We start from the raw sequence: 15,238 nt of genomic DNA, 5'->3' as shown, positions 1-15,238 counted from the left end.
TCACGATCTTCCCAGATTATCCAGATAATTCAAAAAGCGATTGTTTTTAATCAAATCAGTCAGTGAATATTTTTCCGTAAAAACATGTATTCCTATAAGAAATGCCAGAACCAAAATTTTTACATATAGACCAAAAGTAGAAGTGATTAAGACACCAATTGAGATACCTAGCACATTAGAACCGGCATCTCCCATCATACATCTTGCCTTTAAGTCATAAGGCATGTAGCCGATAATAATACCTAGCAAAGGCATAAAGGGCAATATAACAACAGCTTTTTGGATGATAACTAATCCAAGTGATATGACAAGGAAAGAAAAAATATAAACCTTGATAGCTCTGCCCGGCCTTAAGTCCAGTAAGTTAAAGAAGTTGGTAAAAAGTGCTATTGTTAGTGTATTTATAACAGTTTCCAGAAAATTTGAAGTAAGATTTGAACTGATGATAAATGAAACGAGAAGCCCAACAATAGCCTTTAAAGCCCCGGTAGTAAGCCTGCCCGTAAATAAACTTTTAAAATGCCCCTTAAAACCCAGCACATCTCGGGCACCTAGCATATCATCAATAAAACCAATAAAACTTGCTGCTGTAATGGCAAATTGAACCAAGAGTGTATTTGCAGAACCGTTCTTAAACAACAATAAGAATAAGGCATACCACAACAAGGTTTGTATTGAAAACATAATACCGATTCCCTGGGGTATCATATCACCTTTATAATTTTTTACGAGCCTGCCACCTCCCTCGAACAAATCAATAAAGGCAGGAGTCAGAGCATAACTAACAATGGCAGCGGCAAAAAAAATCATGAATCTGCACATGTATATCAATATATTGTCCTCCTTAAAGTGATTAGGAGATCTCTAAAATTATATGATTCTCTTCAGATAATACCGTTCGCTCAGGTTTCTTTTTTTTGATGATTCTAAACCTCAATTTTTGCAAAAATCTCAGTAAGAACTATTAACAAAAAATAAAATTCGCTCTCTGGTATTATCTAAAGACCGAGATAGTTACTTTATATACCATAATTAATCATTTTAGAAACTAATACCTTCAGAATATGCCAAAACTGTTTTCCCCTATGCAAAAAACCTTTCAAATCTCTGTCCGTCACATCATGATGCATGTCCACATCAACTTCTTTTACGGTATAACCTTTTTTAAGTATGTCAATTAGCATTCCGACTTCTATGCCAAAGCCTTCAGGAATAGTTCCGATGTCATTTAGAACATCCTTCTTAAAGGCTCTTTGCCCGGATAAAGCACTTGCCACTTCTTTTCCGGTAAAAAATCTTACACCATAAAAAGCGAGAGCTTTGACAAAGCCAAAGCCCTTCTTTTTGTCAGGCGGTTTAAACTTTGCAATTGTCACATCGGCTTCGCCTTTTAAAATCGGTGAAACAAGTTTATATACTTCACTAGAGCTTTCCTGCAAGTCTGCATCCAAAAAAACAAAAATATCACCATCGGTACTCTTGAGACCCTCTCTGAGTGCACTGCCCTTTCCCATATTTTTGTTTAAGCTCAAGACCTTAGCACCGGCCTTTGATGCCTTTATGCCTGTTTGATCGGATGAGCCATCATCAATTACCAAGATTTCCAAATCCATCTGATTTTCCGTACAAAAAGTATCTTTAAAATACCCAAGACCTTTTAGAGTCTGTTCGATATTTTTTTCTTCATTAAAAGCCGGTATTAATACACTAACCTTCACCTGCTTTTTCCTCCTTGCTCAAAAAAGGCATAAGGGAATTAGCACTTTTCTTAACACCATAATGTCCTTCTTTTCCGGTCATCACTAAAACCAATGAAGTTTGACCTATAATAGTATCTACATTATCAATAGTTGACAACTTTTCCTTTTTATAAATATCGATATAAGAATTTTCCACATCGGTAATTTCTACACCTACAACAGGCAATGATAATTTTTTCATTTCTCTAATCAAAGGAATATCTATTACCTCATGCTTATTATCTTGTGTATGACTGCCGCCGGCCATTACAATATAATCGGCAGGATTTTGCAAATCTCCGCTTACATAAATAATGCCCTTTTCAATCAAGAATGCAATGTCATCTGCATTGTCTTTTCCTGCTGCGGTTTCTGCAATTTTTTTAAGAATAACCGGAACAATATTTTCGCTGATGCCGAAATGCTCCATTAATTGTTTTTGATCTTCGTCACTTATATAAAGCAGTTTTTCACTTATTATGGTTACGGAAGTGACATCGGCACCTGCCATCTTTAAGGCTTGTCTCATGTCGGTATATGTGTAATCATCAGTAGTTTCAATTGTTACAACATGTAAATCGGATAACTTATTCTTAATATAATCGGGGAATATGTTTTCGATATAAGTCTTATTTAATTCGTTAGAAGTCGAAAGCTGTTTTATTTCATTTTGAAGATCAAGGTTGATGCGATTAAGCTCATCAAACTTGTCTTCCATTTTTTGAACAGTAATTTCCTGCTGTTCAAAAATTATTTTCTGAGAATCAACTTGTATACCGATTAAAATACCTATACCAAGTGCCAAAAAAATAGATATTACAGTAATAACCAAATATTTTATATTGATTAACATGTCTTTGCTCCTTTAAGGTAAAAGCAATTTTAATCTAAGTTCCAAAAGCTTTATTGCATGCTTGATTGGAGGAGAAATGGTAGAAATTACAATAATAGGAACCATAGCAGCGGCGAAAAGACTTATCATATAAGAAGGTTTTAATTTTTGGTTGTAAAGCTTACTTACGCCTTTAGCATCTACTAAAATTGAACCGATTTTTAATCTGACCAAAAAAGTACTGCCCATTCCTTTGCGACCTTTTTCCAAAAAATCAATCATGCTTGAGTGCGTTCCTACGGCTACTATCAAATCAGCTCCTTTTTCATATGCCAAAAGCATGGCGATATCTTCACTTGTGCCCGGAGATTTAAAAATTACCGCGCCAAGACCTAATGCCTGCACTCTTGCAAGACCGGGAGCTCTGCCGTCGGAATAAGCATGAACTATGATGTCTTCACATATTTTTAAGGCATTATCAGATACACTATCCATATCCCCAATAATAATATCCGGAATATAACCGTATTCCAATAGAGCGTCAGCACCGCCGTCTACACCAACCAAGACGGGTTTTACCTCATCAATATACGTTTTTATGGCGGCTAAATCTTCTTTGTAATTATTGCCGCGTACAACAATCAGAACATGTCTGCCTTTAATAGCTGTTTTAACTTCAGGTATTTCAACTCCGCCCATTATTAAATACTTTTCTTTTTTGGCATATTCCAAGGTGTTATTTATAAATTGATCCAGAGAATTTTCAATGTTTTGTCTTGCCAATTCCAGCTCCGCTCTAACTATGTCAGGTTTAAGAAATTCTCCCTTGGCGACAAGTTTATTATCAACGTAGATTGCGCCATTATCTTCAATAGTAACAACTGAGCCTTCTTTAATGGCCATTATTTGTTCTCCGACATTATCTAAAACTGGAATATTTGCATCCAAAAGTATACTTGGACCGGGATTTGGGTAGCGGCCGGTGATGGATTTTGCCGAATTTACCACAGCTTTAACTTTGCAATCTACTAAACCCAAAGCACCAACTTCATCAATATCTTCATGGTTTATTATTGCAATATCACCCTGCTTCAATCGCTTAATGAGGTTTTTAGTTCTATGATCAATCTTTGCGGTGCCGATAATAGGCATTGACTACACTCCTAAACATAAGCTTGTTTCAAATCTATTCTAATATAATTTATCATAATAAAGCTGTCATCTCAACTCCTCAAAAACTCAGTATTTTGTTGCAAGGCATATCTTAGATTGGTATAATAGCGATATATAATGATAATACAATTTATTACATAAAAGGCGGAGAACATATGAAAAAAAATATTGCTTTATTTCTTGCAGCAGCAATAGTTATCCTTATTATACCCTATTATGGGTATTCAGCTCCATCCTCACAAAAAAAAGTTATAATGTGTATACTTGATAATGTAAATTATGAAGACCTTACTACTTATGGTCAAGACAATATAAAATATATATTGGAAAATGGAGCATTAGGCCTTATGAATACAAATTCAGGAGGCTCTTATACGGTTGCCAATGCATACGCTACAATTGGTGCAGGTTCTTATGCAGTAAGCTCAGCCTACGGAAGCTATGCAGGGGAATACGATGATTTATTTTATAATGAACCGATAAATACGGTTTACAAGAGGAATACCGGAAAAGAAATGAAGCAGGGTAATATTGCAAATATAGATATTTTAGGGCTTAAACGGCAAAATGAAAAATTAAAACGCCCTGTTAAAATAGGTCTCTTAGGGTCCCTTCTCAATGAGCATGGATATAAAACAGCTCTGATAGGCAACGAGAGTACAAGCCTTGATGATATTACGAGAAATGCTTCACTGATAACCATGAGCAGTGATGGAATTACAGATTTTGGCAAGGTTGATCAAAGTCTTTTAATAAAAGATTTCATGAGTCCTTTTGGAATAACAACAAATTACGATGCATTGTACCAGGCTTATAAAGATGTAGAAGAAAAGGCTGACTTTATTGTAATTCAGACAGGAGATACTTACAGATTAAATAAGTATATGTATATTTCCGATGAAAGGCATAAAGAAAGTAAAACAGATATATTTAAAGATGTTGACGAATTCTTAGGGAAAATAATAAAGGATATTGACAGCGACACACTTTTGATGCTGGTAACCCCTTTTCCTTCCGGAGACGATATTGCGATTGGTAAAAAGCTGACACCTGTGATAGTGCTTAATGAGTCGATTCCTAAAGGAGTGCTGACATCTGCAACAACAAAAAGAGATGGGATTATTACCAATACTGATTTAACTGCTCATATAGTCGATTATTTTGGGATTACCAAAAGTCCTTTCATGATAGGCCATAAATTGATTTCAAAAAATATGGATAAGCCTTTGGAATACCTGACAAAAATAAATGAAATTACTGCTTTTAATTATAAAATCCGTTCAACTGTGGTAAAGGCATATATTGGCTGTATTATCGCTATTCTTTTGATGTTTCTTATATTCATAACCTATTTTAAGGAACATCTGCACTATATAAAACCTTTACTTATTGCAGTCCTTATAACACCTACAGTATTACTTGTTTTGCCGATACTAAATCCGTGGAGTACGATAAAACTTGCTCTAAGCTTAATTGTGAGCGTATTGACATTAAGTCTGATTATTGCTTATTTTTTAAAAGACAACTTGCAAATATTTATAGTTACATGTTTGACTTCGACGGGTATTATACTGCTCGACACTTTCCTCAAGAACCCATTAATGAAGGTTTCGATTTTGGGTTATGATCCTATTGTTGGAGCCAGATTTTATGGAATCGGCAATGAGTATATGGGATTTTTGTTAGGGACAGCCATTGTAGGTACTGCAGCACTAATAGACCGTTATAGGAACAATCAGAACACCATCAAAATCTTAAGTATTGCTACCTATGTGGTCATACTTTTAACTTTGATGGCACCGACTTTTGGAACTAACGTAGGCGGTTCTATGGCGGCATTTATTGGTTTCGGAGCAGCAGCTATTTTGAACTTAAAAGGCAAAATAACCAAAAAAGATTTAATTGTTCTTGCATGCTTTTTGATAATAGGTTTGTTTGCACTCTTTATTTATGATGGGATGAGGCCTTCACAGCTGCAATCACATATAGGCCAAACAAGTTCGCTTATCAAGCATAGCAGCTTTATTGCGCTCTTTCAGATATTCTGGAGAAAGCTCTCCATGAACTATAAGCTTATAAGATACTCTACGTGGACATGGGTGCTTTTTGCGACCATGGCCACTTTGGGAATACTTTTTAAGTGGCCCGTAGGCATCTTGAAAGAAATCTTTCGCAAACATAACTATCTTTATTTTGGGTTCATATCCGGTATAATCGGGACTTTGGCTGCCCTTGCTTTTAATGATTCCGGAGTAGTAGCAGCGGCTATGTTCATGATACCAATTACAATTCCTTTGATTATGATGTGCATTGATGAAGAAATAGCTAGTCAAAAAAACTCAAGTCAAAAACAAGCGTAACGCAACATTTAAACGGAGGTATAAATTTATGAGTAAAGATATTGTAAAACCATCAACATTACCGGGCTTTTTAGAACTGCTGCCCAAAGACCAGATACTATTTAATGAGATTAAAGATATTATCAGAAATACATATGAGAAACACGGGTTTATTCCTATTGATACTCCCCTGATTGAAAAATCGGAAATATTACTGGCAAAAGGTGGGGGAGAGACAGAAAAACAGATATATCGGTTTACCAAGGGCGATACAGATATGGCTCTTAGATTTGACCTTACGGTACCATTGGCTAGATATGTAGCACAGCATTTCTCAGAGCTGACTTTTCCGTTTCGCAGATATCATATAGGTAAGGTTTACAGAGGAGAGAAAAGTCAGCGGGGAAGATTTAGAGAGTTTTATCAATGCGATGTGGACATTATTGGCAACGGCAAGCTCAATGTAATTTATGATGCCGAAATTTTAAGCATAATATATTGTACTTTTAAAAACCTCGGTTTTGAAAACTTTACTATAAAAATAAATAACAGAAAAATCTTAAACGGATTTTTTAGTTCCTTAGGTATAACAAATTCTGTAGAAGTTTTAAGAGCCATTGACAAACTGGAGAAAATCGGTGAAAAAGGCGTAATTGATGAACTTATTAATCTCGGCTTATCACGGGATGCCGTTACAAAGATTTTAAAGTTTATTCAAATAAGAGGAAATGATGAAGAAAAACTTCAATCACTAAAATCCCTTAATATCGAGTCTCAAATCTTCCAGGAAGGTATAAAAGAGCTTATAACGGTAACTGATTATACAAAAATTTTTGGCGTGCCGGAGAAAAACTACACCATAGACTTAACTATTGCTCGTGGACTGGATTACTATACAGGCACAGTTTATGAGACTTTTCTTGATGATTACCCCGAAATAGGCAGCGTGTGTTCCGGCGGCAGGTATGAAAATCTTGCGGAATACTATACCACTCAAAAATTGCCCGGCGTTGGAGTTTCCATAGGATTAACCCGCTTATTTTATCAGCTAAAAGAAGCGGGGCTGCTCGAAAATGATACACCGTCAACATTCACAAAAGTGCTTATTATACCAATGGATGAAAGCTTTAACGGCTATGCTATAAAGATTGCCAATACCTTAAGGGAGAATAATATAATCTCTGAGGTGTATTTTGAAGATGCCAAGATTGGCAAGAAGTTAAACTACGCAAACAATCTCAATATTCCTTATACCATATTTATAGGCGACGAAGAAGTAAAAAATCAGAAAGCTTCGCTAAAGGACATGAAATCAGGGTTTCAAGCTCTCATTACCGTTGATGATGTTATTAAGACTGTAAAGTAAGTGTAAAAAAGCAGCCGTGGTTTAAAACTTTGACCATGGCTGCTTTTTACGGTAGATCACTTTATTATATAGTTTTTGATATTGGAAGCTCTGTTTATTTGAAGTAAATAATATGTTAAACTGTATTAAAGAATTTTATCAAATTTATGGGAATTTAAGTTTGCTTTTACGGGTGTTAATTTAAAAAATAAAAAAATATTATTGTTCATAGGAGGTAAAAGCATTGAAAATACTTATAAAAAACGCTCAAGTTTTGGTTTTTGAGGGTGAAAAGGCAGTAGTAAAAAAAGCTGATATAGGTATAGAAGGTTCAAGGATTGTGCAAATCGGCGAGGTTAAAGCTGATTTCGATGCTCAAAGGGTTATTGACGCAAGTAATATGCTGGCCATGCCGGGCCTTATCAACACACATACACATCTATCGATGAATCTTTTCAGAAATTATGCAGATGATATGCCATTATGGGATTGGCTTACAAAAAAGATATGGCCGTTGGAAGAAAAGTTAACTGCCGAGGCTGTTTACTGGGGGTCGACTCTGGGAATTGCTGAGCTCATAAAAAGCGGTGTAACTGGATTCCTTGATATGTATTTCTTTGCAAAAGAGACGATAAAAGTTGTTTTAGATACCGGCATTAGGGCCTATATTGCAAGGGGATTAACAGATGAAGAAGAAGGCAAAGAAGCTCAGCTCGAAGAAACTCGTGAACTCTATCAAAAATATCATGAAAAAGAGGGCAGGGTTAAAATATTTGCCGGTCCACATGCTCCGTATACCTGTAGTCCCCGCTACCTCAAAAAAGTAAGAGCCCTTTCGGATGAGCTGGGTATAGGTATACATATACATCTTTCTGAAACCCAAAAAGAGGTAGACGAAAGTATCGAAAAGTGGGGAAAGACTCCAATTAAGCATGTTTATGATTTGGGAATTCTTGAAAGACCTACCATTGCTGCCCACTGTGTCCATGTTAATGATAATGATATTGAAATTCTTGCAAACTGCAAAGTTAGCGTGGCACATAACCCTACAAGCAACTTAAAACTTGCCAGCGGATTTGCGCCAATAGAGAAAATGCTAAAAGCCAATGTAAATGTAGCATTAGGTACAGATGGCGCATCGTCCAACAATAATCTTAATATGTTTGAAGAAATGCATTTGGCGTCTATTATAAACAAATGTGTAAACAGCGATGCCACATCGGTTCCTGCAGAAGCTGTAATTAAAATGGCTACAATCAATGGTGCTAAGGCTTTAGGTGTAGAGAAGGAACTGGGAAGCATTAAGGTTGGTAAAAAGGCAGATATAATACTGATTGATTTAAATAAACCTCATCTTTGCCCGCTGCACAATCCTCTTTCAGCTATCTGTTATTCGGCTCAAGGCTCCGATGTTCATACGGTTATAGTCGATGGAAAGATATTGATGGAAAACTATGAGTTAAAGACCATAGATGTTGAGAAGGCTATGTATAAAACTGCTGAGTGCTCTCGAAAATTAATTGAATCTTAGGAGGAGGCAGGAAGTGGTGAAAGTAGAAAAAGCCATCATAGGTGGAACGGGTGTATATGAAATCGGTAAATCCTCTCAACAAAAAATCAAAACTGAATATGGTTCGGTCATTGTTGATATTGTAAAGACAAGCAATGGCACAGAGATTGCTTTTTTGGCACGACATGGCAAAGGTCACTCAACGCCTCCGCACTTAATAAATTACAGAGCCAACATGAAGGCTTTAAAGAATTTAGGCGTAAAGTACATATATGCCACCGGCGCCGTTGGGTCTTGTAATGAAAACTTTGCGCCCGGTGATGTGGTAATATTAAAAGATTTTATGGATTTTACAAAAACTCGCCCCCTAACATTTTATGAAGGCAGTGAAACTGGTGTTGCACATGTAGCTATGGATGCTCCCTATTGCCGGAATTTACGAGAGAAATTCTTAAATAGTGCACAAAAGACAGGCCTTGAAATAAAGGGTGATGCTGTTTATGTATGTACAGAGGGTCCAAGGTTTGAAACAGCCAGTGAAATAAAAATGTATAAAATGCTGGGGGCAGATGTAGTCGGTATGACTAATGTACCCGAAGTGGTGCTTGCCAAGGAACTGGGCATGTGCTACCAGACGCTAGGAATAATTACTAATTGGTGCACAGGTATTAAGGGTGCAGTCATAGACCACGATATTACGGACATAGTGGAAAAAAATAAGCAGCTTATTACTGAAACTTTTATGCTTGCATTAACAGGTGAAGAACTTTCTCAGGATAATTGCAATTGTAAGGTTTCCTTATTAAAATTATGACCGACATTAGCTAAGCTGTTTTTTTGAGGTATTGGCAAGACATAAAAAGCCAAAGTAATTAAGAATGATGGTATAAAAATAATCATAAAATTATATTATAGGGGTAGGGGTATATAAAAAACGATATTGCTGTAACAGATGGAAAGCCAAATCTTGTTTCATATGCAGTAAAAAAAAGTATACTGTCCTTTCTTCAACAAATATTAATGGGCAGGATAAATCATAAATAGGACAAAATTATGCCTAAATAGAAAGGTTCATTTTTTAATATATAAGAATATTCAGGATTTTGGCACGCGACATGCAATTTCCATTATATTATCGATAGTAGTAAAACAAAGGGGGGTCTTTGTGAAAAAAGTTAGTTTGCCTGTAAAGATCTTTATCGGATTGGTATTAGGAGTACTGGCAGGTCTTATTTTTCAATCATCACCGGCAATTGCAACAACTTATATTAAACCTTTAGGGACTTTGTTTTTAAATCTCATCAAAATGATTATAGTCCCATTGGTCTTATCTTCATTAGTAGTAGGAAGTGCTAGCACTGGTGATGTCGGAAAGCTTGGCAGAATTGGTATAAAAACTTTGGCTTATTATTTATTTACTACTGCTTTAGCCGTTATGTTAGGGTTATTTACTGCTAATGTTTTAAATCCAGGTTTTGGCCTAAGCATACCAATCGATGCAGCAGCTGAAGCCAAGGAAATTCCCTCAATCGTAGATACGCTGTTAAATATTATTCCAACAAACCCCATTCAAGCTATGGCTAATGCTAATATGCTTCAAATCATTGTTTTTGCTATATTTTTGGGGGTTTCGATTACTTTGGTGGGCGATAAGGCTAAACCATTCCTTGTTTTTTTTGATAGCATGGCAGAAGTATGTTATAAGATAGTGGGCATAATAATGGAATTTGCACCTATAGGGGTTTTCGGTCTAATTACCCCTGTTGTTGCAGAACATGGAGCATCAGCGCTACTTCCTCTTTTAAAGGTTATAATTGCGGTTTATATTGGATGTTTCATCCATGCTCTTGTAGTTTACTCCGGCACGGTTTATATTTCTGCAAAAATGAGCCCTGCTACGTTTTTTAAAGGTGCGGCTCCTGCGATGATGCTTGCTTTTACTACAAGTTCAAGCTCAGGCACGTTGCCTGTTACCATGAAATGTGCAGAGGAAAATTTAGGAGTTCCCAAATCAATAAGCAGTTTTGTACTACCTTTGGGAGCTACAATAAATATGGATGGTACGGCTTTATACCAAGGAGTCTGTGCACTATTTGTAGCTCAAGTCTATGGTATAGATCTTTCCCTTGCTCAACAAATAGCTGTAGTGTTAGCGGCTACCTTAGCTTCAATAGGTACTGCCGGAGTTCCCGGTTCGGGACTTATCATGCTTACAATGGTTCTGCAATCAGCAGGTCTTCCTCTAGAGGGTATGGCGCTTGTCGGTGGAATTGATAGGATACTTGACATGGCAAGGACTTGTATCAACATAACAGGCGATATGGCTTGTGCCGTATTAATATCATCTACTGAAGGAGATTTGCAAGAACCCATTCAAAAATCGATTTCTGGTTAAATCTTTAGGATTTTGAAAACTACCATTTTGTTCAAAATAAATTTGAAAACCTGTTGCAGCTAAACAGACTGTTTAGCTGCAACAGGTTTTATTCTCTTAATACTTAAAATTTATTCTTGTGATTTTGAAAGCATTGGTGTATATGACGGGAAATAAATTTTCCAGACTATTTTTATGATGATTTAACTAAATATATAAAAGCAAAATACTTAACATGATATATGAAACAGCAATTTTCTTAAGAAACACTAAATAGATTGTAAAGATTATTTATTTTTAGCAACTAAAGGTACGTAATTGTCGGAAAGTTATAAAAATATTCAGTCAAATTTGCTTAAATATAATTGAACCAAGTAGCCATGATTTTCAAAAGTATAAAAAAGAGGGAGTAGTTTACTATGAAGACTTAGATGCTGAGGCAATACACAGATTCTATGTTGAAGATTTTCCTGCAATAGTTGTCATAGACTCTGAAGGAAATAATCTTTATGAAACTAAACCTCAAAAATATAGAATACAATAAAATCAACTAGAATTATAGAAATAGGATAGGAGGATTTTTTGTATTCGTTTCAACCGTTGAATAACTTTCCTGATATGATTGTAATAGTAAGATTTCTTTGTTAAAATTATGATTGTATGATAAGAATTATTTTAGTATAAAAAATAGAAGCAGATGATTCTTGCATTAATTGGAAAAAAGCCATTAAGCAGTTTTCCAAGAATATTATTATAGATAAAATTTATTATTGGAGGAATAACATTGGGTAAAGACTATGGCTTTGATACCCTTTCAATACATGGAGGAGCAGAGAAAAACCACCCTAAAAATGCTTTAAACCCCCCGATATTTATGACTTCTACATATGTTTTTGATGATGTAAAAGATGCTGAAGATATCATGAACTTTGAAAAGCAAGGTTTTATATATACCCGCGGCAATAATCCCACATTACAGCTTTTTGAGAAAAGAATGGCTGCTTTGGAAGAGGGTGAGGATGCTGTTGCATTCGCATCGGGGATGGCAGCCATATCCTCGGTTTTGTTTTCTTTGCTTTCACCGAAAGATAATGTGGTAGTACACAAGACACTGTACGGTTCCAGCTTTACTGTAACACATAAGCTCCTTCCCAAATATCACATAGATTGCAAAAGCGTAGATTTTACTGAACCAAAGGCAGTTGAAGGGGCTATAGATAAAAATACAAAGGTTTTGTATTTTGAAACACCGGCAAATCCGAATCTTGCCATCATCGACATACAGCAGATAGTAAGGATAGCAAAGACTTATGGTGTTAAGGTTGTTGTGGATAATACCTTTGCCACGCCTTATTTCCAAAGGCCTCTTGCTTTCGGCGCCGATGTGGTAGTTCACAGTGCAACCAAGTACATTTGCGGTCACGGCGATGCCCTTGGCGGTGTTGCGGTATCGAAGGATGCCGATTACATAAAAAAACTGAAGTTTGACTACATGTGCGAATTCGGCGGTGTTATGAGTCCTTTTAATGCTTGGCTGATGCTCAGGGGTTTAAAAACATTAGGCTTAAGGATGCGCCAGCATGAGGCCAATGCTATGGCGATTGCAGAGTTTTTGAAAAGTCACGATAGCATTGAAGAAGTTTTTTATCCGGGACTTGCCGACTTTAGAGGCCACGAGCTTGCAAAAAGGCAAATGGACGGGTTCGGCGCTGTGATGAGCTTTGAAGTTAAAGGCGGCTTGAAAGCGGCAAAACGATTTATAAACAGTGTAAAGCTTGCTAAAATTGCAGTAAGTTTGGGCGACTGTGAAACATTGATAGAACTTCCGGCAGCTATGACCCATGCCGGATATCCGAAAGCAAGGCTGCAGGAATTCGACCTTACAGATAGTATTGTTAGATTATCTGTTGGGATTGAAAATGTTAAGGATATTATCGAAGATTTGGACAATGCCTTAAAAGTCTGAAGAACTTAAAAAAATATGTTATTTTGCCGGAGGTCTATGGATTTATGGAAAATAAAAAATATGAAGATGCGGCAAAGGTAAAATTAGGAATATTTTCATGGTTTGGATTTGTAATGCCACTACCGGCAAGGCTTAAGCTTATTAAAGGTGCCTGTTTTGATGCGACTTCGCTTTGGTGGGAAGATGAGCAGGGATACCCAAACATCTCAAAAGATGAAATGCCCAAAATGGTAAAGGAATCCGGGTTAATATTGGAAAATATCCATGCTCCATTTACTAATTCCAGTGACTTGTGGAGTGAAAACTTGCCGGTTCGCAAAAAGATTTTAAGAGAGCATATGATTTGGCTGGAAGATTGTGCAAAATATGATATTCCAATTATGGTAATGCATATCATGGAAAATGAAATTCCTAAACTGAATAAGTATGGCATTGAAAGTATATCATACCTTACAAAAAAAGCCGAAGAATATAAAATAAAAATTGCGCTGGAAAATACAAAACTAAACGGTGGTATCCCCTTTGTATTATCTGAAATACAATCGGATTATTTAGGTCTTTGCTACGACAGTTCCCATGCAAGATTAAATGGCGAGGAAGCCTTGTTAGAGGATTTTGGCCACAGATTGATAGCCTTGCATATTTCTGATAATGACGGTCAAAAGGACAGGCACTGGCTTCCTGGAAATGGAATTATTGACTGGAATAAGTTTTTAGAATCATTTCCAAAAGACAGTTACTCAGGAAATCTAACTTTAGAAGTGTGTCCGACTGAAGAAGAGATAAGTGCCGGACCGAATGAGTTTTTATCAAAGGGATTTAAAAGGATTTCAAGCTTGGCAAGCGGTTAAATTTTGGATTATATTTCTATAAAATCATAATATAAAAAATATTTTCTAAAAATGCAATTGATAGCAGTGCTATTATGCTTTCTTATAATATAATACATAATACAGAACTTTAGATATTAAAAAAATCTTCCTGATGACAGCTTTGTAGGCTGTAGTTACTATTCGGAGATTGGAAACGACTTGTCATCCTGAACGCAGTGAAGGATCTTTGTAAGGATTAAATAAGATCCTTCGCAGCGCTTAGAATGACAGCAATATATAGCAAAATTACAGACATCTGAATAGTTATAGCTGTAAATAATAAGTAAAAGGGGAGGGTCAGCAGATGTTCCCGGAGTGGAAAAACTGGCGGCATGTAGTTAAACTTGACCCGGATAAGCCTGCGGATGAATGGCTAATAGAGCAGGTTATAGCAAGTGGCACTGATGCAATCATAGTAGGTGGCACGCAAAATATTACCCGGGAAAAGGTGCTAAAACTTTTTAAACTTTTAAAGCCTTATAAGCTGCCTAAAATTTTGGAAGTCTCTACAATAGGGTCTATAACATTTGGATTTGATGGTTATTTAATTCCCGTTGTTTTAAATGCCGGTGATCCTAAATGGATTATAGGTGCACATAAAGAAGCGGTAAAGCTGGCAGGAGACCTTATGGAGTGGGATGAGGTTTTACCTGAGGGTTACATAATATTAAATCCTGAATGTGCGGCTTTTAAACTGACCGAGGCCCGCCATCCTTTAAGTGAACAAGATATTTTAGCATATGCTCGCTGTGGTGAGAATCTTTTTTCGCTTCCCTTGATTTATTTGGAATACAGCGGAACATTTGGAGAGCCGGAATTGGTATCGCAAATTAAAAGCGGTTTAACTAAAGCTAAAGTTTTTTACGGCGGAGGAATTGATAATGCTCAAAAGGCAGAAACAATGAGTAAGGTGGCAGATACTATTATAGTTGGAAACATGATTTACACAGAATCTATTAAAAACTTAAAAGATACCGTAAAAGCCACCAGATAAGAATGGATATGCAGCTTTGCTGCTTTTTTTATTTTAAGACATATTCCCTTTTCCTATAACATATGTTTTTAAATGTAAGCACCTTGGTGGAGGG

At 36.3% G+C, this 15,238-nt stretch carries 13 protein-coding genes; 9 read left to right on the top strand and 4 right to left on the bottom strand.

Translation table 11 applies throughout. From position 1 onward, the window contains the following. The 4 genes from TEPIRE1_RS09630 to steA form a co-directional block, all read right to left on the bottom strand. Positions 1–822 (bottom strand): MraY family glycosyltransferase, encoded by an 822-nt coding sequence (locus TEPIRE1_RS09630; RefSeq protein WP_231848388.1) that lies wholly within the window; start codon positions 820–822, stop codon positions 1–3. A gap of 197 nt (positions 823–1,019) precedes the next feature. Continuing rightward, positions 1,020–1,718, bottom strand: coding sequence for a glycosyltransferase family 2 protein (locus TEPIRE1_RS09625; RefSeq protein ID WP_013778982.1), 699 nt, complete (start codon positions 1,716–1,718; stop codon positions 1,020–1,022). Further along, positions 1,708–2,592 (bottom strand): copper transporter, encoded by an 885-nt coding sequence (locus tag TEPIRE1_RS09620; protein ID WP_013778981.1) that lies wholly within the window; start codon positions 2,590–2,592, stop codon positions 1,708–1,710. The genes TEPIRE1_RS09625 and TEPIRE1_RS09620 overlap by 11 nt, the downstream gene beginning before the upstream one ends. A gap of 12 nt (positions 2,593–2,604) precedes the next feature. Beyond that, complete coding sequence (gene steA, locus TEPIRE1_RS09615) at positions 2,605–3,723, bottom strand: putative cytokinetic ring protein SteA (protein ID WP_013778980.1); 1,119 nt, start codon at positions 3,721–3,723, stop codon at positions 2,605–2,607. Between the two features lie 176 nt (positions 3,724–3,899). On the opposite strand from steA, the gene TEPIRE1_RS09610 reads away from it, so the two are divergent. The 9 genes from TEPIRE1_RS09610 (at position 3,900) to pcrB (ending at position 15,144) form a co-directional block, all read left to right on the top strand. Then, on the top strand, positions 3,900–6,104 hold the full coding sequence (locus TEPIRE1_RS09610) for a hypothetical protein (protein ID WP_013778979.1): 2,205 nt from the start codon (positions 3,900–3,902) through the stop codon (positions 6,102–6,104). Between the two features lie 28 nt (positions 6,105–6,132). Further along, complete coding sequence (gene hisS, locus TEPIRE1_RS09605; RefSeq protein WP_013778978.1) at positions 6,133–7,449, top strand: histidine--tRNA ligase; 1,317 nt, start codon at positions 6,133–6,135, stop codon at positions 7,447–7,449. 223 nt (positions 7,450–7,672) lie between these two features. Then, positions 7,673–8,959: an amidohydrolase gene (locus tag TEPIRE1_RS09600; RefSeq protein WP_013778977.1), complete on the top strand. Its 1,287-nt coding sequence runs from the start codon at positions 7,673–7,675 to the stop codon at positions 8,957–8,959. Between the two features lie 13 nt (positions 8,960–8,972). Further along, a complete protein-coding gene (locus TEPIRE1_RS09595; protein WP_013778976.1) occupies positions 8,973–9,752 on the top strand; it encodes an MTAP family purine nucleoside phosphorylase in 780 nt (259 codons plus the stop codon). Between the two features lie 351 nt (positions 9,753–10,103). Next, positions 10,104–11,333, top strand: coding sequence for a dicarboxylate/amino acid:cation symporter (locus TEPIRE1_RS09590; protein WP_013778975.1), 1,230 nt, complete (start codon positions 10,104–10,106; stop codon positions 11,331–11,333). A 310-nt stretch (positions 11,334–11,643) separates the two neighbouring features. Further along, positions 11,644–11,856 (top strand): fumarate hydratase C-terminal domain-containing protein, encoded by a 213-nt coding sequence (locus tag TEPIRE1_RS14270; RefSeq protein WP_081460141.1) that lies wholly within the window; start codon positions 11,644–11,646, stop codon positions 11,854–11,856. 234 nt (positions 11,857–12,090) lie between these two features. After that, positions 12,091–13,278 (top strand): trans-sulfuration enzyme family protein, encoded by a 1,188-nt coding sequence (locus TEPIRE1_RS09585; protein ID WP_041591443.1) that lies wholly within the window; start codon positions 12,091–12,093, stop codon positions 13,276–13,278. A gap of 44 nt (positions 13,279–13,322) precedes the next feature. After that, positions 13,323–14,129: a sugar phosphate isomerase/epimerase family protein gene (locus tag TEPIRE1_RS09580; RefSeq protein WP_013778973.1), complete on the top strand. Its 807-nt coding sequence runs from the start codon at positions 13,323–13,325 to the stop codon at positions 14,127–14,129. A 325-nt stretch (positions 14,130–14,454) separates the two neighbouring features. Then, the gene (gene pcrB, locus TEPIRE1_RS09575) at positions 14,455–15,144 is read left to right on the top strand and encodes a heptaprenylglyceryl phosphate synthase (RefSeq protein ID WP_013778972.1); all 690 of its coding nucleotides are present in this window, start codon (positions 14,455–14,457) and stop codon (positions 15,142–15,144) included. Positions 15,145–15,238: the final 94 nt, after the last annotated feature.

The sequence above is a fragment of the Tepidanaerobacter acetatoxydans Re1 genome (genome assembly GCF_000328765.2).
Classification (GTDB): Bacteria; Bacillota; Thermosediminibacteria; order Thermosediminibacterales; family Tepidanaerobacteraceae; genus Tepidanaerobacter; species Tepidanaerobacter acetatoxydans.
The sequence above is the reverse complement of the archived record's forward strand: the minus strand, read 5'-3'. Positions and strand labels throughout refer to the sequence as shown.

Coding starts and splice junctions, on each gene's coding strand:
- TEPIRE1_RS09630 (WP_231848388.1), bottom strand. CDS start 822: ATGTGCAGATTCATGATTTTTTTTGCCGCTGCCATTGTTAGTTATGCT.
- TEPIRE1_RS09620 (WP_013778981.1), bottom strand. CDS start 2,592: ATGTTAATCAATATAAAATATTTGGTTATTACTGTAATATCTATTTTT.
- steA (WP_013778980.1), bottom strand. CDS start 3,723: ATGCCTATTATCGGCACCGCAAAGATTGATCATAGAACTAAAAACCTC.
- TEPIRE1_RS09610 (WP_013778979.1), top strand. CDS start 3,900: ATGAAAAAAAATATTGCTTTATTTCTTGCAGCAGCAATAGTTATCCTT.
- hisS (WP_013778978.1), top strand. CDS start 6,133: ATGAGTAAAGATATTGTAAAACCATCAACATTACCGGGCTTTTTAGAA.
- TEPIRE1_RS09580 (WP_013778973.1), top strand. CDS start 13,323: ATGGAAAATAAAAAATATGAAGATGCGGCAAAGGTAAAATTAGGAATA.
- pcrB (WP_013778972.1), top strand. CDS start 14,455: ATGTTCCCGGAGTGGAAAAACTGGCGGCATGTAGTTAAACTTGACCCG.